Source organism: Kocuria sp. CPCC 205235, assembly GCF_040980905.1.
GTDB lineage: Bacteria > Actinomycetota > Actinomycetes > Actinomycetales > Micrococcaceae > Kocuria > Kocuria carniphila.
The window spans coordinates 58,591-77,806 of sequence record NZ_JAVKPR010000005.1 but is presented as its reverse complement, the minus strand read 5'-3'; the positions used below and the strand labels follow the sequence as shown (position 1 = coordinate 77,806).

The 19,216-nt window shown below is 63.8% G+C and carries 14 protein-coding genes; 8 read left to right on the top strand and 6 right to left on the bottom strand.

Features of this window, described 5'->3' with window-relative positions; all coding sequences use genetic code 11:
* Positions 1 to 31: 31 nt before the first annotated feature.
* Complete coding sequence (locus tag RF638_RS05420) at positions 32 to 1,765, top strand: CYTH and CHAD domain-containing protein (protein ID WP_129702342.1); 1,734 nt, start codon at positions 32 to 34, stop codon at positions 1,763 to 1,765.
* A 140-nt stretch (positions 1,766 to 1,905) separates the two neighbouring features.
* Here the strand turns inward: RF638_RS05420 and RF638_RS05415 are convergent, their stop codons facing one another.
* Genes RF638_RS05415 through RF638_RS05405 form a run of 3 tightly spaced genes read right to left on the bottom strand, consistent with a single transcriptional unit; the run spans position 1,906 to position 4,620 of the window.
* The gene (locus RF638_RS05415) at positions 1,906 to 2,298 is read right to left on the bottom strand and encodes a VOC family protein (protein ID WP_129702343.1); all 393 of its coding nucleotides are present in this window, start codon (positions 2,296 to 2,298) and stop codon (positions 1,906 to 1,908) included.
* A gap of 13 nt (positions 2,299 to 2,311) precedes the next feature.
* The gene (locus tag RF638_RS05410) at positions 2,312 to 4,003 is read right to left on the bottom strand and encodes an MDR family MFS transporter (RefSeq protein WP_095798839.1); all 1,692 of its coding nucleotides are present in this window, start codon (positions 4,001 to 4,003) and stop codon (positions 2,312 to 2,314) included.
* A complete protein-coding gene (locus RF638_RS05405) occupies positions 4,000 to 4,620 on the bottom strand; it encodes a TetR/AcrR family transcriptional regulator (protein ID WP_259915337.1) in 621 nt (206 codons plus the stop codon). Before RF638_RS05405 ends, RF638_RS05410 begins: the two co-directional genes overlap by 4 nt.
* Positions 4,621 to 4,933: 313 nt before the next feature.
* Here RF638_RS05405 and RF638_RS05400 point away from each other — a divergent pair, with 313 nt between their 5' ends.
* The 6 genes from RF638_RS05400 (at position 4,934) to RF638_RS05375 (ending at position 10,888) form a co-directional block, all read left to right on the top strand.
* Positions 4,934 to 5,986 (top strand): flavin reductase family protein, encoded by a 1,053-nt coding sequence (locus RF638_RS05400; RefSeq protein ID WP_259915336.1) that lies wholly within the window; start codon positions 4,934 to 4,936, stop codon positions 5,984 to 5,986.
* Between the two features lie 73 nt (positions 5,987 to 6,059).
* Positions 6,060 to 7,175, top strand: a complete 1,116-nt coding sequence (locus tag RF638_RS05395; protein WP_259915335.1) for an acyl-CoA desaturase — start codon at positions 6,060 to 6,062, stop codon at positions 7,173 to 7,175.
* Between the two features lie 107 nt (positions 7,176 to 7,282).
* The gene (locus RF638_RS05390) at positions 7,283 to 8,335 is read left to right on the top strand and encodes a hypothetical protein (protein ID WP_259915334.1); all 1,053 of its coding nucleotides are present in this window, start codon (positions 7,283 to 7,285) and stop codon (positions 8,333 to 8,335) included.
* A complete protein-coding gene (locus RF638_RS05385; protein WP_259915333.1) occupies positions 8,332 to 9,576 on the top strand; it encodes a glycosyltransferase family 2 protein in 1,245 nt (414 codons plus the stop codon). Before RF638_RS05390 ends, RF638_RS05385 begins: the two co-directional genes overlap by 4 nt.
* Positions 9,569 to 10,522, top strand: coding sequence for a WcbI family polysaccharide biosynthesis putative acetyltransferase (locus RF638_RS05380; protein ID WP_368629423.1), 954 nt, complete (start codon positions 9,569 to 9,571; stop codon positions 10,520 to 10,522). Before RF638_RS05385 ends, RF638_RS05380 begins: the two co-directional genes overlap by 8 nt.
* A gap of 18 nt (positions 10,523 to 10,540) precedes the next feature.
* Positions 10,541 to 10,888: a DUF3253 domain-containing protein gene (locus RF638_RS05375; RefSeq protein ID WP_259915330.1), complete on the top strand. Its 348-nt coding sequence runs from the start codon at positions 10,541 to 10,543 to the stop codon at positions 10,886 to 10,888.
* Between the two features lie 152 nt (positions 10,889 to 11,040).
* On the opposite strand, the gene RF638_RS05370 is transcribed toward RF638_RS05375, so the two are convergent.
* Both RF638_RS05370 and RF638_RS05365 read right to left on the bottom strand, forming a co-directional pair.
* Positions 11,041 to 12,450, bottom strand: coding sequence for a DUF1624 domain-containing protein (locus RF638_RS05370; RefSeq protein ID WP_259915329.1), 1,410 nt, complete (start codon positions 12,448 to 12,450; stop codon positions 11,041 to 11,043).
* The gene (locus tag RF638_RS05365; RefSeq protein WP_368841565.1) at positions 12,447 to 16,397 is read right to left on the bottom strand and encodes a Pls/PosA family non-ribosomal peptide synthetase; all 3,951 of its coding nucleotides are present in this window, start codon (positions 16,395 to 16,397) and stop codon (positions 12,447 to 12,449) included. The genes RF638_RS05370 and RF638_RS05365 overlap by 4 nt, the downstream gene beginning before the upstream one ends.
* Before the next feature lie 664 nt (positions 16,398 to 17,061).
* On the opposite strand from RF638_RS05365, the gene RF638_RS05360 reads away from it, so the two are divergent.
* Positions 17,062 to 18,381: an AI-2E family transporter gene (locus RF638_RS05360; RefSeq protein ID WP_368841564.1), complete on the top strand. Its 1,320-nt coding sequence runs from the start codon at positions 17,062 to 17,064 to the stop codon at positions 18,379 to 18,381.
* Here the strand turns inward: RF638_RS05360 and RF638_RS05355 are convergent.
* Entirely contained in the window at positions 18,365 to 19,003 is a 639-nt protein-coding gene (locus tag RF638_RS05355; RefSeq protein WP_368841563.1) for a pyroglutamyl-peptidase I, read from the bottom strand. The genes RF638_RS05360 and RF638_RS05355 overlap by 17 nt on opposite strands.
* Between the last annotated feature and the right edge of the window lie 213 nt (positions 19,004 to 19,216).

Genomic DNA, 19,216 nt, shown 5'->3' with positions numbered 1-19,216 from the left:
GTCGCGGCGCGTTTCTTATCTAGGGAGTGTCATGGCTGAGCACCAATGGGAGATTGAGCGCAAGTACGATGTCTCGCCCAAACAGGCGGCCAAGATCAAGCTGCACAAGGTCAAAGGATTCACGGTGGGCGAGCCCGCAATCTACGACTTGACGGCCGCGTACTTCGACACCGACGATTACGCGCTGAGCGGTGCCAACGTGGCCGTGCGGCGTCGTGCGGGCGGCGGCGACGACGGTTGGCACGTGAAGTACAAGGCAGGCAAGGTGCGTGGGGAGCTGCATTACGAGCCGCTCAAGACCTCGACGCGCATGCCCGCAGCGTTGCGTAAAACGCTGGTCGGGATCACCCTGGACCAGCCGCTCACGCCCGTAGCGACCATCAATACCAAGCGCGCCGAGTACCCGATCACCGCCGAAGACGGTCAGCAGCACGCCGTGCTGTGCGTGGATTTCGTCTGCGCGCGTGATGAGCGAGCCGGGGTCGATCGTGAGTGGAGCGAGTGCGAAATCGAGCTGAGCTCCAATGAACTGTCCAAGAAGCAGTCCAAGGCGGTCTTCTCGGCAGTCGAGGACATTTTGTTCGAGGCGGGGGCAGTGGCTTCCACGTCGCCGGCCAAGATTGCTCGCGCGCTGGGCCAGGACGAAGGGCCGGCCAAGGAACTGGCCGCGGACGGCAAGGACAAGGATTCTTCCAAGGACTCTGCGAAAAAGGACAAGAAATCCAAGAAGTCCACGAAGGAAGCTGAGAAGAAGCAAGCATCCGAACCCGTCCAGGACGCACCGACCAGCGGCCAGGACGTTCTGGCGGCCATGTGTGAAACTCTCACACGCCAGCTGCAGCACTGGGATTTCGCGGTGCGGATCGACGCGGATGATTCCGTGCATCAGATGCGGGTGCGCAGCCGTGCCTTGCGTAGCGTGCTGCACGCCTCGCGCGATTTCATCCCCGAGCAGATCGGGGCTGATCTCGAGGAACGCCTCAAGACTCTGGCGCGGGCACTCAGCGATGCTCGTGACGAGGAAGTCGCGGCCGAGCAACTGCACGCTCGGTTGGACGACGAGTTCCAGGGCCAGATCACGACCGCGGCCCGGCAGGACTTGTTTGCCGCCTCGGAGGCAGCGTCTGCCGACGCCGCTCGGGCCGTTCGCCGCATGCTGGACAGTCCCGAGCACATCCAGTTGTTGACTGACCTGCGGGCACTGTTCCAGGACTCCACGTTCGGTGAGCAGGCCGCGGGGCTGTCCGCAAAGAAATTCGCCAAGGCCGTCATGACGACCGCTTTGACGGACGTGATCCAGAAGGCCACGGCCAAGCCGACCGTGGATTCTGAGACCGGTGAAACCGAAGTCAGCGAGCTCGGTGCCGAGCTGAGCGAACGGCTGGCGCAGGCTGACGAGGATCCCGTGGCGCTGGCCGTTTACTTCGATCACCTGCACGACGCCCGCAAGGCCATCAAGTCCGTCCGGTACGTCAGCGATGCCCTGGACCGCGCGAATGTCGAGCCGGGCAAGAAACGCTCCAAAGCGGCGTCGTACGCCAAGGAATACCAGGACGAACTCGGTTCCCTCACGGACTGCGCCGTCATGGAACACTGGCTGGCCCGTGTGGCCCGCAGCTTCCAGCGCACCGGCAAGGACCGCTACGCAGTGGGTCTGCTGCACGGCATCGAGATGGCGTCCCTGCGAGCCCGCCTGGATGATGCCCCGGAGCTGATCGGGGACCTGGTGGAGGACATCCAGCGGGAACTTCCGAGCGAGGACTAACCGCCCGGCTGTCTGAAGCCGTCTGACCGACGGTAGAACCCCGCCAGAGTGGATCTCCGTAAAACGATCGACGGTACGACCTGGAACTTTCGTTTTCTGGGTCGTACCGTCGATCGTTTTACCGCTGCGCGGGTCGCGCGCTAGTTCTCGCTGATGAGCTGAATCAGGTTTCCGCAGGTGTCATCCAGGACCACGATGCTCACCGGACCAGCGTTCGTGGGTTCCATGGTGAACTCCACACCCTTCTCGCGCAGCTCGTCGAACGCCTCCTGCACGTCGTCCACCTGGAACTGCGTGTAGGGAACCCCCGCGGACTTCAGCGTGGATTTGAACTCGGGAGCACCGAAATTGGCGTCCGGCTCGAGGGGGAGCTCCACGCCGTCGGGATCGCCGGGGGAGGTGAGGGTGAGCCAACGGGCCTCACCGGCGGGAACGTCGTGCTTGAGCTCGAAGCCGAGCTTGTCGGTGTAGAACGCCAGAGCCTTGGCCTGATCGTCCACCAGGACACTGGTGATGTTGATGCGAATGCGCACGGGATGCTCCTGCTCAGGGACGGGTCGAGACGGACCGTTGGTCCGATTCCGGCTTAACGGTAGCGGAGGAGGGATCGGAAACAGCCGGATCCGCACCGTGCAGCTTGGCGTCGGAGGCGGCGTCGGCGGCCGGTTCATCGTCTTTCGGGGCGTAAACCTCGCGGTCGATCTGCGTTGCCAGAGGCTTCTCCTCCACAAAGAAGAGCAGCACCAGGGCAATGATCGTCAACGGCACCATGAACAGGAAGATGGGCAAGAGCGCGTCGTTGTAGGAATCGATTACCGGGATGCGCAGGGCATCCGGCAAACCCTGGACTGCGCCGGGCGTCAGGGAGTTGGCGCTGACCGGGGCGTTCGCGGCGGCCGGTGGCATCCGCTCCGCCAGGAGGTCGTGCAAACGGGTCACGAACACCGAACCGACCACGGCTGAACCGACCGTGGCACCCACCTGACGAAAGAAGTTGCTCGACGCCGTGGCCGTGCCGACCACGCGGTTGGGGAAGGAATTCTGGACGATGAGCACCAGGATCTGCATGCTCAGGCCGATTCCCGCGCCGAAGATGGCGATGAACAGGCACAGCTTCCAGATGGGATCGGCCGCGGTCATGGTGGACGTGAGCCACAGTCCCAGTCCGGTGATGACCATGCCGACGAGTGGGAAGAACTTGTACCGACCCGTCTTGGAGACGATCTGACCCGAAATTACGGAGGTGACCAGGAGGCTGCCCATCATGGGCGTCATCAGCAGTCCGGCCGTGGTCGCATCCACGCCCTTGGCCATCTGGATGTAGGTCGGCATGTATCCGAGGGCACCGAACATCACGATGCCGACCATTAGGCCGGCCACAGTGGTCAGGGTGAAGTTCCGGTCTGCGAACAGCGACAGCGGGATCACCGGATCCTTGACCTTGGACTCGGTCACGACAAAGGCACCGGCGGCGAGAACGGTGAACAGTGCCAGGCCCAGGATTTGTGGGGAGAGCCAGTCGTACTGCTGGCCGCCCCACGTGCAAACCAGGATGAGCGTGGTGGTGGCCGACGCCAGAAGCACCATGCCCAGGTAATCAAGGTTCAAGGATTTGGCGCGTTCGGGCCGGGGGATCCGCAGGAACACGGCCACGGCGGTGAAGGCCAGAATTCCCAGGGGGATGTTGATGATAAACGCCCAGCGCCAACCGGGTCCTTCGGTCAACCAGCCACCGAGCAGCGGGCCGGCCACGGAGGCCACCGCGAAGACGGCACCCATGACGCCCATGTACTTGCCGCGCTCGCGGGCGGGCACCACATCCGCAATGGCGGCCTGGGAGAGGATCATCAGGCCACCGCCGCCCAGACCCTGTACCACGCGTGCCGCGATGAGCAGGCTCATGGACTGGGCCGCTGCACCGATCACGGATCCTGCAATGAACAGCACCACGGCGGCGAGCAGGATGGGCTTGCGTCCCAAGAGGTCGGAGATCCGCCCGTACACGGGCATCATGACGGTTGAAGCGAGGATGTATGCGGTGATGACCCAACTCATGTGATCTACTCCGCCGAGTTCTCCCACCATGGTGGGCAGCGCGGTGGACAGAATGGTTTGGGACAGCGCCGCGAGCAACATGACCATCATCAGTGCGCCGAACAGCAGGACCAGGCGTGGCGGGGGTGCTGACTCTTCCGTGCTCGAGGTCCGGCCCGAGGCCGGCGCCGTGGTGTGACTCATGAAATCTCCTTGAATGCGGATCGGAAGACGGACAGGGCCTGCTCCACGGCACGGTCGACGACGTCCGGGTCAGAATTGCTGGTCAGGTCTTCGTTGTTTCGGTAAACGTATTTGAGGACCGAGCCGGCCATCAGAACGTAGGCCTGCGACCTCTCGGATGCCCGCGTACTGGTCGATGCGGTGGAATGCCCGGCAACGGTCGAGGCCACCAAGGACTCCGCTGCCGTGATGTGGAGCCCGATCTTTCGCGAGAGGTCCGGGTTGGCCGCGAGCAACTCCTTGCGTTCTGTGCCGGTAGCGCTGAATCCGGCGGAGTGCCGGAGGACGGCCATGAAGAGACGCACGGTTCGGGAGAACTCATCACCGGTGGTGGGGTCCTCGTAGTTCTCCAGGGCTGCCTGCGGAATGTGAACCGGCTTCAGCCCCAGAACGGCATCTTCCTTGCACGCGAAGTAGTTGAAGAAGGTTCGACGGGAGACCCCCGCACGTTCGGCAATGGCCTCCACAGTGGTAGCACCGTACCCGTTTCGGCGGGACAGCTCCCATACGGCCTCGTGGATTTCGCGTGAGGTCTGGGCTCGATGACGCTCACGTAATGACACATTCACTTCTGACACCGGTACATATTATGCACTGGTGCAAACTTGCACAAGTGCAAGGACTGCTGATGTGGGCCCACACCCAAGGTTGTGTTCAGGTAACAATCAGGAGGTTCGGTGTGGGCACGCATACCTGGTTGTTACGGTAATAATGTTCTGGCCACGCATGATCCCGAGTGGCTGGACATCCGTAGAGACCGAGGACCCGCGCAGATCGTCAACAGGTTCCGGCGTCGGAGGTCGGTGTGTGAGTACCGGTCCCGTTCGCAGAAAGTGCAACCTGATATCCAGATTTCTATGATTGGCGATAGTCAAGAAGTGGGGGCCTAGCGTGAAGAACAAGAGCGCTCGAAAACTCTTGAAATTCGCCGTCTCACAGTTCACGTACCCGCGTGATCCGAAAGACTTCCTTCAGGTGTTCAACAACCTGACCAGTGCCCGGTACACCCGGGGAATCGTGTCACATGTGACCCGTGAAACACCGGACACCTCCACCATCTTCTTCAAGGCCGGGGACGGGTGGATTCCCCACGTGGCCGGTCAGTGGGCACGCATTGGAGTCTCACTCAACGGCAAGCGGGTGTGGCGCCCCTTTTCCATCAGCGCCGCAGAGGGCCACGATCCCTCCATCACGGTGAAAGCCAACGGTGAGGTGTCCACGTTCTTGGTGCACGACGCCGAACCCGGCACTCTCCTGTACCTGGAGGAACCCTCCGGCCAGTTCGTGTTGGAGGAAACTCCCGCGAGCATCCTGTTCATCGTGGCGGGTTCCGGCATCACCCCGGTGATGTCCATGCTCCGCACGCTCATGCCGAGGCGCCCCGACCACGATGTGGTGCTGCTGTACTCATCCAGATCCCGTGAGGACTGCATCTTCCACGACGAGATCCTTGAACTGGCGGACCAGTTCCCGGGATTGAAACCCATTTTCCGGTTCAGCCGCGAAGACGGTCGCATCGACTTCTCCGACACAGGGGACATCCCGCGATTGTGCCCCGACTACCAGGATCGCGAGATCTACTCGTCCGGCCCCGATTCCTTCGTGAGCCAGGTACAGGACATGGCCATCCTCTTCGGCGGCGAATCCCGGGTGGAGCGCTTCGACCTCACCCGGCGCACCAGCGCGAGTGGCAACGGTGAAGTGTATTTCTCCAAGTCCGGGGAAACGCTCGAGGTCACCGGGGCGGATTCCATCCTGGAAGCGGCCGAGAATTCGGGTCGGCAATTACCGCACGGCTGCCGCATCGGTATTTGCCGCAGTTGCCTGGTCCCCATGACGGACGGCCAAGTGTCCGACATCCGAACCGGCGAGGTGACACACGATCCGGGGCTGGTACAAACGTGCATCACCCGACCAGCACCCTGGGTGGAATTGGACGTCTAGCGGCCCTGCCGCATTCCCGCCCACCCCATAGATTCAGCCGACAGGCATTCACACCCCTCTGAAGGAGCAACGCATGACAGCAACATTGGAAGAGCAGACACCCACCTTTGAATTAGAGCGCTCGCGTCCAACGCCCAACCCCTTGAATCTCACTGAGGAACAACTCATTGAGCTCGAGGTCAAGTTCGACGCCATTCGCGATGACATCACGGCCAAGCGCGGCGATTCCGACGCGCGGTACATCAATCGGGTCATCAAGCTCCAGCGCAGCTTGGAAATGGTGGGACGCGCTTCCATGTTGTTCTCCAAGCACAAGCCTTTCTGGTTCTTGGGGGTGGGCTGCCTGGCGGGCGGCAAGATCCTGGAGAACATGGAGATAGGTCATAACGTTCTGCACGGTCAGTGGGACTGGATGAACGACATGGAAATCCACTCCACCACTTGGGAATGGGACTTCGTAGCGCCGGCATCGGGCTGGCAGCGAACCCACAATGAAACCCACCACACCTGGACCAACGTGGTCGGTAAGGACCGCGATGTGGGCTACAACGTGCTGCGCATGGATCCTTCGCAGCCGTGGCGCCCGGCCAACCTGCTCAACCCGGTGATCAACGCCGGCCTGGCACCCATGTTCGAGTGGGGCATCGCGATTTACGATGTCGAGTTCGACCAGTACTTGGAGGGCACCAAGCCCAAGGAGGCCATGCTCAAGGACCTCAAACGGGTCCTGAAGAAGTTCGGTCGGCAGAGCGCCAAGGATTTCGTCCTGTCGCCGCTGTTGGCCTCGCTGACCGGCTCGGCCAAGTCCTCGATCAAGGGTTACGTGGCCGCCAACGTGATCCGTAACCTGTGGGCCCACGCCGTGATCTTCTGCGGTCACTTCCCGGACGGTGCCGAAACCTTCACGGAAGAGGACATCGAGAACGAGTCCCGCGGTCACTGGTATTTGCGCCAGGCCATGGGCTCGGCGAACATCGACGGTTCCAAGTTCATGCACTTTATGACCGGCAACCTGTCGTTCCAGATCGAGCACCATTTGTTCCCGGATCTGCCGTCCAACCGCATGGCCGAGATCGCTCCGCGGGTCAAGGCGATCTGCGAGGAGTACGGCATTCCCTACACCTCTGGTCCGTTGCCCAAGCAGGTTTTCGAGGCGTGGCGTAAGGTCTTCCGGCTCGCTCTCCCGTGAGTCGCGGGGCAGGATCGACGGGGGTGGATGATGGGCGGTCCGGTAGAGTTTCACGGGTGAAAATAACCACCCTGGCTCTCGTCGGACCGTCACAACACGGGGTCAGAATGCACGCGAGTGCCCTGGCCCATCACACTCCGCACGCCGAGCGCATCGAGGGTGAGATCACCGAGATCCTGCCGCGCCTGCTGGCCAGCGAAGGGCCGGTGCACTTTCATTTCACGGACCGGATCTTCGGCCACAACGCGCACGACGCCTCTGGGACCGTCGAGCGGATCGCGGCTCACCGTCCCGTATCGGTCACCCTTCACGACATCCCGCAACCCTCCGACGGCCACGCCTTCACGGCCCGTTGTGCCGGTTACGCTCGCGTGGTCGAAGCAGCGTCCACGGTGATCGTGAGTAGCGAGTACGAACGTGACCTTCTGATCAGGCATTCGGGTCTGCCCACGGATACCCCCGTGCACGTCGACCCGTTGCCCATCGACCGTGCCCCCGCCCTCGAGGTAGTCAGCGATCCCCTCGGGTTCGTGAACACCCCCACCGTGGGACTTCTCGGGTTCATCTACCCGGGCAAGGGCCATGCGCGGGTGTTGTCCGCCTTGGCATCCAGTGATCACTCCGCCGACGTCGCCGCGCTGGGTCGGCCGTCGGACGGTCACCAGGACCTCGTGGCCGAGTTCGAGGAACGTGCGGGCGCGCAGGGTCGACGCTTCCATGTCACCGGCTTTCTGGCCGAGGAGCAGCTCACCGCGGCGGCACGCTCGGTCACGGTCCCAGTGGTCGCGCCGGAGCACGTCTCCGCATCGGGATCGGTGGGGCGCTGGATCGCCAGCGGCCGCCGGCCGATCGTCACCCGGCACCCGTTCTTCGAAGAGCTCCGTGATCGTGCACCCTGGGCGTTGACCCTCACCGATGACCTCCCTTCGGCCTTGAACGCCGCACTCGAGAATCCCGCTTCCACGTGGATCGACGCACGGGACTGGAACGATTCCGACGTCCCCTCCACCGCTCACGCCGCCCGTACCCAGTGGTCCCGACTGTCAGCTGCTGACCCGAACCTCCAGCCCCATGGACCGTCCAACGCGCGATCAACGACCTCCGCGGAAGTTCCACCGGCGAAGCCTGGGGCGCCCTCGGAATCGCCGGTGACACCGTGATCCCGGGTGCCCGCACCATCGACGCCTCGCACCAGGAGAACGCCCCGCGCGTCAGCGTGATCGTGCCCTACTACGAGAACCAACTCGGACTGGACCGGCTGCTTCGTGCGCTGGAACGACAAGATCTTCCGCCGCACGAGTTCGAGGTGATCGTCAGCGATGACGGGTCGGCCGAGGCACCCGCGACCCGAGCGACGTCGTACTCGATCACCGTCACCCGGCAGGAAAACCTGGGATTCCGTGCGGCCGCGGCGCGCAACAAGGGCGCGGCGCTCGCGCGGGCACCCCGGCTCGTATTCCTCGACGGGGACATGATGCCCGAACCCGGATTCCTCACCGCAATGCTCGCGGGTCTCGAACGCCACGATGACGGTCACGGCGTCCTGGCCGTGGGTGCCCGCCAGCACGTGGACGTCTCCGCATGCACGCCGGCCCAGATCGACCAGTGGCTGGCTCTCGGACATGCCGACGGCGCTCGTCGACTCACGGACCCTGCCTGGCTTTCGGACGGCTACGCCCGCACGAACGACCTGGCAGAGGCCGGAGTCGAGGATTTCCGACTCATCATCAGCGCGCTCATGGGCGTGGACCGTGAGCTCTTCGAACGAGTGGGCGGATTCGACGAAACACTGACCGGCTACGGGGGAGAGGACTGGGACCTCGCCTACCGGTGCTGGCAAGCGGGCGCGCGCTTCGCTCACGTTGCGGGGGCAGTCGCGTGGCACGATGGCCCTGACTTGGGTGAGCGGCCTGACACCCGGGATATCAAGGACGCCGAGACCATGGCACTGGCTCAGCGCATCCCGCTTGCGTCCACCCGCGGGCGGGGTCTGGTCGTCGGGCAATCGGCCGTGGTGGTTCGGGTGCGCGGTCACGAGAATGACGGTGAGGCGTTCCTGACGGCGATCCAGTTGCTCCGGGACACGGACGCCGGCGTCTGGTTCGTGGACCGCGACTCGGTACCGGTTGTCCTTGCACAGGATCCCAGGATCAGGGTGGGTGAGCCGAGATCGAAGATCGTTGATCGATCCCGCTACGTGGTGGATGTCCTGGCCCCGCTCACCCTGGACGAAGCGCTGGGTGCGTTGTGTGAACGCGGTGAACAAAGCGCCCCCGGGCTACTGGAGCTGCGGGAGACACGTAGGGTGAACCGTGGGGAATCGGACGCATCAGACGCGTGCCACGCGGCTCGTCCGGCAGACACGCACCAACGCATCGAAGGACGGGTGGCACATGGCTGAGGCATTGGGATTCGATCCGCACGACCCCGGTCGCCGAGCGCACTACGGTGAGTTTTACGGGCTCACCGAACTACCGGATGCCCCGATCTTCATGGTGCACGGCAATTGCCAGGCCGAGTCACTGCGCGTGCTCCTGCACGGGGCGGGGGAGGGTCGCTGGCACGGTGTGCGGGTTCCACCGGTTCACGAGTTGCTGGCCGAAGACCTACCGCATCTCACGCGATTACTGAACCGTTGCAGCTTTGTGGCGACCCAACCCGTCGCTTCCGGGTATCGCGGATTGCCCCTGGGATCGGATGAAATTCTCGCTCTGACCCCTGCGGATGCTAGCGCCGTGAAGTACCCCGTGATGCGGTGGACTGCGCTCATGCCCACGCTGGCGATCGTGCGGGCAGCCGGCGTCACGGACCCGCCCATCGCGCCCTACCACGACCTCCGAGTGCTGGTCGCAGCCGCTCAAGGACAGAAATCCGTGCGCCTGGAGCCTGTGTCCCCGGAGGCTGTTCGCGCTTCCCGGGACGAATCACTGCGCCAGTTGCGAACCCGGCAGGAGGCACACGGGACGGTGGACGCGGCGTCGTTGTTCGAAGCCGCTGGCCCCAACGCCGCGTACGTGATCAACCACCCGAGCAATCAGGTGCTGATGGGTGTGGCCCGGGCGATTCTCGACGACCTGGGCCGAGCGGGCGAGGTCAAGGACCCGGGGCGCGTATTGCTCGGCGGCATCCGCGCACCGATTTACGAGTCCACACTGGATGCGCTGGGGTATCGCCCCGAGGAGCTCGAGGGCGGTTCGCGCGAGCACTGGATCATCGGCGGCGAAAAGGTTTCAGAGGCCGACGTCGCCGCGGAGCACCTCGGCTGGTACGCGCGCTTCCCGCAGGTGGTTGCCGCTGGCATGAAACGCCACGAGCGGCTCATCCGCACCATGCAGCTGGTCGACTAGCGCGGAGGACATCCCCACATGATGAGCGAGAGCGGTACTGAACCGGGCGCAGCAATACCCAGAAGTCCCGAAACTGCCGAGACCACCGAGACGCCGGATCTCCGAGACCGGGCCGCCGCATCCATCCGTGATCTGCTGCGCCAACGCAACGGCAAAACGATCTGCCCTTCCGAGACCGCACGTGCGATTGGCGGGGACGACTGGCGGGACCTGATGCCGTTGGTGCGCGACGTTGCCGCGGGGCTCGTGGACCAGGGGCAGGTGATCGTGCAGCAAAAGGGCAAAACGGTAGACATCGCTGCTGCTCGCGGCCCCATTCGCTTGGCGCCGGGTCCCACGCTGAACGGGACCACGTCGAACGACTGACCACAATGTGACACAAACGCCACGCATAGCCTGCGTTCTCGTGGGAATGTTGTAGCCGTCTGAGTAATGACTGAAGCCCCGAGCGATCGAATCGCTCGGGGCTTCAGTCATTGTCGCCGGTTCATGGTCTACCGGTGGAAGCGGCTATCGCATCAGTGCCGGGGACCGACCTGACCGTTGGGCACCAGCTTGCGACCCGCGGCGCGGGAGGCCTTGGTGACGAACCGTTCCAGGGGGCCTGAACCCAACGCGTGCTGCCATGCCGTGGCCACCAGCGCGGCCACCGCGATCTGGACGATCAACCAGAACATCGGGGTTTCGCTGATGGGTACGAAGGCCAGAAACACCAGGTGCGCACTGTAGATGGTCAGGGTCATGGATCCCATGGCACCCAGGGGAGCCAAGAAACGACCGATCCACCGGCAGATCAACAGGAAGATTCCCAAGGCCACCATGGCCAATCCCGCGCTCACCGCGATGGCGAAGGGCGTGTTGGTGTGCGGACCGGAGATCAGCAACCAGCTCATCGTAGTGGTCGGAAGCTCGGGGTCTGGACCGTAATTCTGAATGGTCATGACCTCCTTGTTGGTCAGCCACGGGGTGGCCGCGACCAATGCTTCGCGTACATCGAAGCGAAGCAGCATCAACATGGACAGGCCCTTCGCCACGGCCGCGATCACCGCTCCGAAGATCACCATCAGAATCTGGGTCCGATCACGGGTCAGGGGCAACCGCCCCAGCGCCATGCCCAGGCAGATGAATGCCATCCACGGCAATGCGGGATAAGTTCCGGTGAGGAATAGCTCGGCCAGGACCGTCCCGGGCTCCGACACCAAGTCCACGAGGTTGGCGTTGTCGTGCACGTGTCCGGGCAGGACCGTCAGGGAGAACTGCATGAGCATCGGGGCGAAGATCATGAAGAGCGCGGCGCTCGTCAGTAGCCAGCGCACGGACATGATGGTGAAGGGAATGGCCAGCAGGAACATCAGGCCGTAGTAGATCAGGATGTTGTACGCCGGAAAGTCCAAGGTGTTGAGGAGTAACCCGAGGGCGAACAACATCAGTGCGCGCACAGCGATGCCCACGCGAGCGCGACGCGCGTCGATGCCCTTACGTGGGTTCCTGCCACCCGTGAGGAATGCCAGGCTCACGCCCGCCAAGACGGCGAACAAGGCGGCGGAATGGCCGCCGAACAGCACCCACGTCAACGAAGGCTGATCGGTGGTGCCCACGGAGGCGGGCAAGGTGTGGACCGCGATCATGCCGAGAAGCGCAAAGCCTCGAGCGACGTCGACCCCCATGATGCGTCGCTTGGTGCGTCGCCCGTCCGCGCTGGCCACGTTGCGTGTCGCCGCGGCTTGCCGAGGCGAGGGTGCGGTGGCGCGCGGCGGGGCAGTGACCACCGGAGCATTTTCGCGCCAGTGCTGGGCCTCGGTCGTGGACGTGCGGCCGTTGTCGGAGCCACCGGTCCACACCTCCCGCTGCGGGCGCTGTCCGGGGCGGGGCCGCTCGCCGGGAGCCAGGTACCCTTCGGGTATTTCCTCCACTGCTTGTTCGTTCATCGGGTGGCCTCCTCGGGGGCAGCCGCCGAGACGGCCTGTGGTGTCGTGATGGGTGCAGTGGACAGGATGGGAAGATCATGTCCCGCAACCGGCGGTCCGGGAACAACCTGGGCACTGATGGCCTGGTCCCCGGGTTCGAGATGTCGGATGGGGTTTCCGCCCCAGTTGCCGTCGGCGGGTACGGTTTCCTGGCGCATGACCAGCGAACCGGGACCAACCGTGGAGCGTTCCTCGATCGTGGCACCCGGCAGCACAAAGCTGTTGGGGCCCAACGTGGAACCGCGGCGCATTGAGACCGGCTCCAAGCGCATGATGCGGTCGTGGAACAAGTGGGTCTGCAACACGGTGCCGCGGTTGACGGACACACCCTCTTCCAGGGTGACCAGGTCGAACTCGGGCAGCCACCAGGTCTCGCACCAGACGCCGCGTTCCACACGAGCACCCATGAGGCGGGTCCAGGCATTGAACAACGGGGAGCCCACGCTGAGGCGGATCAGGGACGGCACGGCCAGGGACTCGGAGAACACGTCCGCCAACTCGTTACGCCACACGAACGAGCTGAACAGCGGGCGCTCGCCGGTGCGGAAGCGACCCATGAGGGCCCACTTGACGATCACGGGGACCAAGCACGCCAACGTGCTGGCGGCCAACAGGACCGCGCCGGACCACAGTGCGGTGTAGAGCAGACCCTGCATGCCCATGCCGTGGGCCATGTAGATGCTGGTCAGCGCGTACACGATCATCAGGTCGATCCACGCGGACACCATGGCCGGGACCATGCGGAACGCCTCCACGAATCCACGTGCCGCCTGAAGACGGCGGGGCGGACGGAAGGTTGCCGACTCGTCGGCTTCCGTGTGGGCGCGGGCAATGGGTTGAGCACGGCGGCCAAGCCACGACGAACCCACGGGGGCCTTGTGGGGAGCGGAACTCAACACAGCCACCAAGGCGTCTGCGGGAAGGTCACGGTCCGGTCCCACGATCGCTGAGTTACCCACGAACGTGCGTTCCCCGATCACGGAAGTACCCAGGTGCACCCAGCCGAATCCTGCCCGGTGCGAGGCAACGAGCGAGTGGTCGGCCAGGAAGGAACCGTCCTTGAGGGACGTGAGGTGCGGAATGGTCTCTGCTGTGGAGATTTCGACCGAGCGCCCCACGCGTGCGCCCAGCAAGCGCAGGAACAAGGGGGTGATGCAGGACGCGTAAATCGGGTAGGTCGAGATCAGCGTGCGCTGCATGAGGGTTTCGGTGAGCCAGGTGGCCCAGCCCACGGGACCGTTCTGTGGGAAGTAACCGGGGGTGATCATGCCCGCGACCAGGCGCACGCAACCCACCACGAGCAACAGCCACACTGCAGCGGTGATAATGACGAAGACCGGCACCCACAGCGCGAGGACCGGGAAAACCAGTTCATAGAACTCGATTCCGATCACCTGCGGCAGGATCAGGAGTGTGCCCGGGATGATTGCCAAGAACGGCAACAGGCCAATGATGGCCGCGCCCCCGGAGTAGGCCAGGTGAGACTTGACCCTGCCCCAGGTGGGAAGGCCAGATACGGCCTCCGGAGCGATGTCGGGCCAGGTCTGCGAGGCGGCACCGCGATGGTACATGGGGGAGCCGCCCCACAGCTCGTCGTTCGGAACCGTGCCGGTCACGTGCGAGCCCGGCAGTACCTCTGCCCCTTCGCCCACACGGGACCCGGGGTCCACGAGCGTGCGGGTACCCACTCGTGAATTCGCGCCGATCTCAATGGCGCCGACATGCAAGGTGTCGCCGTCGAGCCAATAGCCGGCCAGGTCCGCCTCGAATTCCACGGTGGCGTTGTCTCCGATGGAGACAAGACCGGTGACGGGCGGCATGTGGTGCAGGTGTGCACCGCGGCCCACCTTGTTGCCGAAGAGACGGTGGAGAGTCCGGGCCATGGGCGTGCCCAGAAGAACCTCGTACTTGTTGAACACCACGAGACGCTCGGCGGCCCAGACCCGCAAATGAGTCCACTTGCCACGCGGATAATGACCGGGTTTGAGCCCTGCAGTCAGCAGTCTCACGGCGGCGGAGCCCAGCAGCACGCGACCTGGCAGGGAGAACATCACGAGCCAGCCAATGACCAGCGGCAGCAACGGAGGAGTGGGTACCCAACCGGCGCCGACAACCACCGCGAGGATCCACACGACGATGAGTGAGCCCACCACGTAGCGCAAACCATTGACGATGTTCAGACCCACGAGGAAACCGCCCTGGACCCAGCCCGTCCATGCGGGCAAGGGCGCGGGTTCACGCTTGGAATCCTGGGACGCCTCGAGCGTCTCCAAGTAGTTGGCCATACCCCGCAGGGTGGGGTCCGCGTAAATGCGGGCGATTTCGGTGTCAGGGTGGGATTGGCGCAGTGCCGAAACGAGTCGGGCCACGCCCACCGAGCTACCGCCCATGGCGAAGAAGTCACTGTCCTCGGTGAAAGGCAGGGGACCGAGCTGGTCGGCCCACAGCTCCGCGAGCCATTCGAGGTCGCGGTCCAGTGAGGGCGTCTGATCGAGGTCATCGGTGGGCATTGGCCAGGGCAGTGCCTTGCGGTCCACCTTCCCCGAAGTCTTGAGCGGGAGTTCGTCCATGGTGCACAGCGCGGGCACCATTTGGCCCGGGAGTCGCTCCGAGAGCCAGGCGCGCACGGCGACCAGATCAACCGAGCCTTCGAACTCAGGGACCAGGTAACCGGCGATGATGTTGTCGCCGCCAGGGGTGGGATGCACGGCGCAGGCACCGACGCGAACGCCGGGGACCGAGCTCATGTAATCGTCGATCTCGCCGAGTTCCATGCGGCGTCCGGAGACCTTGACCTGGTCATCCACGCGGCCCGCGAAGACGAGACCTTCTTTGTCCGCCTTGACCATGTCGCCGGTGCGGTAGGCGCGTTCCCAGCCCAGAGAAGGCAGCGAGGCGTACTTTTCGGCATCCTTGGCGGGGTCCAGGTAGCGGCCCAGGCCGACGCCGCCGATGATCAGTTCGCCGGTCTCGCCCCAGGCCACGGGCTGGCCTTCGGTATCAACCACGGCCAACTGCCAGCCGGGCACGGGCAGCCCGATGCGAATTGGTGCGTCACCGGTCAGGATGGCACCCGAACCGATCACGGTGGCCTCGGTCGGGCCGTAGGTGTTCCAGACTTCACGTCCCGGGCGGACCAAGCGCTGAGTGAGTTCCAGCGGACATGCTTCACCGCCGAAGATCAACAGACGTACGGTGTCCAGGGCCTCACTCGGCCACAGCGATGCCAGGGTGGGCACCGTGGAGACCGCGGTGATGCGGTGGTTGATGATCCAGCGGCCAAGATCGGGACCGGACCGAACGACGTCGCGCGGGGCCGGTACCAGCGTGGCGCCGTAACGCCAGGCGAGCCACATTTCTTCGCAGGATGCGTCGAAGGCCACGGACAGGCCCGCCATGACACGGTCGCCCGGGCCCATGGGTCGCTTCTGCAGGTACATTTTCGCTTCAGCGTCCACAAGGGCTGCGGCGGAGCGGTGGGTGATCGCTACGCCCTTGGGCTTGCCGGTGGAACCGGAGGTGAAGATGATCCAGGCGTCGTCCTGGGTGCGAGGCTGCTCGGTATCACCCGTGGTTTCGATGCTCTCCATGCGGGTGAGTTCCAGGTTGCGACCGAAGATCGCGGCCACGCCGGCTTCTTCCCAAACGGTGTTGGCGCGCTCGTCCGGGTCGTCCCAATCGACCGGGACGTAAGCGGCCCCCGCGAACAGCGTGGCAAGGATGGCGACATAGAGGTCTGCGCCACCGGAAGGGACACGAATACCCACGCGGTCGCCGCGTCCCACGCCGATATCCCACAGGCGCTGGACGTGCGTTTCGATGCGGGCTTCCAGCTCGCCGTAGGGCACGCGCTCGTGCTCGTCTTCGAGAGCAATGGCATCCGGGTATTGGGCAACGGTGTCCAGCACGATGTCCACGAGTGTGCGTGGTTCCGGCGGTGTCTCGACAGGGTAAACAGCCCGGTCAGACGCTATTTCTACTATTTTTTCAGGTGTTTGTGACGAATCTTTTTTTAGAAGACGGTCCATCGAAAAGCTCCCCCATTTGCGAACCATGTAACGCAGGGGGCGCAGAACTGCGCACTGGAAAAGGCGGCAGTCTGGTGTCATGAAATTGCCCGATCAGGTCCCCCGACCGTACGGGCAGCGCGTCATGCTGTCGCGCAAATAGTGGATCTCCAGCGTCCCCCTGCTGGTTCATTTGTGTCTTAAACGTAACGGCCCTAATCGATGATTTGCAATCGGAATACCTAACGATTTGATTAAGGCCGGAGTGACAGTTGGGGAGTATTTCTGTCTCCGCTAGTCAGGCGGGAAATTACTAACGAGTAGACATGCCGATGAGCGAGTATGAGCCTGCTCACTACGTAACGGACCCGGCCCGGACGGTTACGCGGTGGTCACGAAGTGCCCCGAATGTCTGGCCATCAGGGACCGCGTTGTCCCCAACGTTGTGTGAAGTTCATCTGGGCGTTGCACTCGATTCCTAGACTGCAGCAGATTGTCTACGCGTGGATGAGTGAGGGATTGCTGCATGGGCTCAAGGAGTCATCGACCATCCGAGGATGCCGCCATGTCCTTGAAGGAAGGGCGAGCGCTAGGTGAGGACGGGGAATCGGGCGAGCTTGCTGGCGGCGTCGAAAATCCTGGCTCAGGAGACGGCGTCGAAGCGCATGACTTGTCGACGAGTGAAGTACTTCGTGCCGACGAGGAAGACCCCTCGGAACTGCAACCACCCGATGCAACACCAGCGCCCGTCAACGCACCCGTCAATTCAGTGCACGTGCCACGGTTCCTGGCCATCACGGTGGGGATTGCCGGGCTGCTGATCTTGTTGGCCGGGCTGCAGGGTGCGCAGGACATCGTTGCACCGATCTTCCTGGGGCTGAATCTCCTGATAGTGGTGTACCCGCTGCAGCGATGGCTCTCGGCGAGGATGCCGCGCATCGCGGCGGCCGCGATAGCCCTCATGGTGGTGCTCGGGGTGCTCACCTTATTCACCGCGATGGGTGCGTGGTCCGTGGCCGAGCTGGTCAACGAGCTGCCGCATTATCAGGACGAATTTGCCCGATTGATCGATGAGTCCATCGGTGCTTTGGCCTCCCTGGGCATTTCTACGGAGATGGTGGAATCCAGCCTTCAGGGTGTGACCGCCGGGAACATCATGAGCCTGATAACCCCGATCCTCAGTAACGTCTCCGCCATCATGGGGCTGCTGGCCACGCTGGTCATGGGCGTGTTCTTCTTGAGCATGGATTCCGCGACCACGGGGCGCCGGCTCACCCGGTTGGCCGAGGATCGACCGCACGTTGCCGGTGCCATGGTCGACTTCGCTCAAGGGGTTCGTCGTTACTGGGTGGTGACAACTGTGTTCGGCCTGATCGTGGCGCTCCTGGACGTGCTGGCGCTTCAGATCATTGGTGTGCAGCTCATCTGGGTCTGGGGGATCCTGGCCTTCATCACCAATTACATTCCGAACATCGGCCTGGTTCTGGGGATGATTCCGCCGGCCATCCTGGCCCTGCTCGACGACGGCTGGGTCGCGATGCTCGCCGTGGTCACCGCCTACAGCGTGCTGAATTTCACCGTGCAGTCGGTGATTCAACCCAAGTTCACTGGTGAGTCAGTGGGTGTCACGCCCACCATGTCCTTCTTGTCGCTGATGTTCTGGTACATGATTCTCGGCTGGCTCGGCGCCCTTGTGGCCCTGCCGGCCACGCTGTTCCTCAAGGCACTGCTCGTGGATGCGGATCCGAACGCACGGTGGATCAACGCGTTGATCTCATCCCGGAAGAAGGACTACCTGCCGCAGAAACCCGATCCTTCGGGGTCGACCCCCACAGACGATGCCGAGCCTGCCGCGGGCGGCGACCATGTCAGACAGCAGGCCTGAGGAGTTCTGCCACCGCTTTGACGCAGGCGGCCACCGCGTTCGTCAGCTGATCGATCGTCAGATTCGTCGAGGACGACGCCGCGTTCGGGTCCGTTTCACGGCCCACCGTGGCGGATCCTTGCGTTCGGACGGCCGGAACGTGGATGAACGTTCCGGGCAGGTTGGTCTCGTGTAGCAACGCCCGATATACCGCATTGCACAGGAAGGCCCCAGCATCGTCAGAAACCTCGGCGGGCACGCTCACGGATCTGATCGCTGCCACTAGTAATGCGGGGTCAATGCGGGTGTTGAGGAATTCGGGGCCCTGGTCCAGGGGCGCGGCAGGCCGCGGGGCGCCGTCGTTATCGGGAATGCGACCGTGACCAACGTTCCTGGCGCGACGCTCGGGTGTTACTGCGGCGCGGCCGCCGGCCTCACCAAGGGCGAGAACGGCGTTGGGGCGGTGCGTTTCGATAGCCCGCAGAAGGGCGGGGGCCGAACCGGACCAGGTGACCGGGAGGATGCTGGTGACGACCTCGAGCCCCGGGTCCCACTCGAAGCCACGCAGCCTCTCTACCACCGCGCCGCTGGCGTTCTCGGTGTCTTGGCCGAAGGGCTCGAACCCGGTCACGAGGATTTTCATGGGTCCACGGTAACGGCAGGCGCGTGGGCCTCTAGTGATGACGACACACCAGCGAGCCTGCACCAATGTGTTAGGCACCTCACAGGTGTTTAGACTATGGGGGATTGCGTAAGCCGCTCGATCCTGCGGCCCGGCACATCTTCCCCATCAAACACACGACAGCCGGGACAGCGCCGTTCGTGCGAATCAGGTCCCTGCAGAAGGGCTTGCTGA

Bases quoted from the DNA above. Each gene is read 5' to 3' on its own strand.
- RF638_RS05420 (WP_129702342.1), top strand. From the start codon at position 32: ATGGCTGAGCACCAATGGGAGATTGAGCGCAAGTACGATGTCTCGCCC.
- RF638_RS05410 (WP_095798839.1), bottom strand. From the start codon at position 4,003: ATGAGTCACACCACGGCGCCGGCCTCGGGCCGGACCTCGAGCACGGAA.
- RF638_RS05395 (WP_259915335.1), top strand. From the start codon at position 6,060: ATGACAGCAACATTGGAAGAGCAGACACCCACCTTTGAATTAGAGCGC.
- RF638_RS05390 (WP_259915334.1), top strand. From the start codon at position 7,283: ATGCACGCGAGTGCCCTGGCCCATCACACTCCGCACGCCGAGCGCATC.
- RF638_RS05380 (WP_368629423.1), top strand. From the start codon at position 9,569: ATGGCTGAGGCATTGGGATTCGATCCGCACGACCCCGGTCGCCGAGCG.
- RF638_RS05375 (WP_259915330.1), top strand. From the start codon at position 10,541: ATGATGAGCGAGAGCGGTACTGAACCGGGCGCAGCAATACCCAGAAGT.
- RF638_RS05370 (WP_259915329.1), bottom strand. From the start codon at position 12,450: ATGAACGAACAAGCAGTGGAGGAAATACCCGAAGGGTACCTGGCTCCC.
- RF638_RS05360 (WP_368841564.1), top strand. From the start codon at position 17,062: ATGTCCTTGAAGGAAGGGCGAGCGCTAGGTGAGGACGGGGAATCGGGC.
- RF638_RS05355 (WP_368841563.1), bottom strand. From the start codon at position 19,003: ATGAAAATCCTCGTGACCGGGTTCGAGCCCTTCGGCCAAGACACCGAG.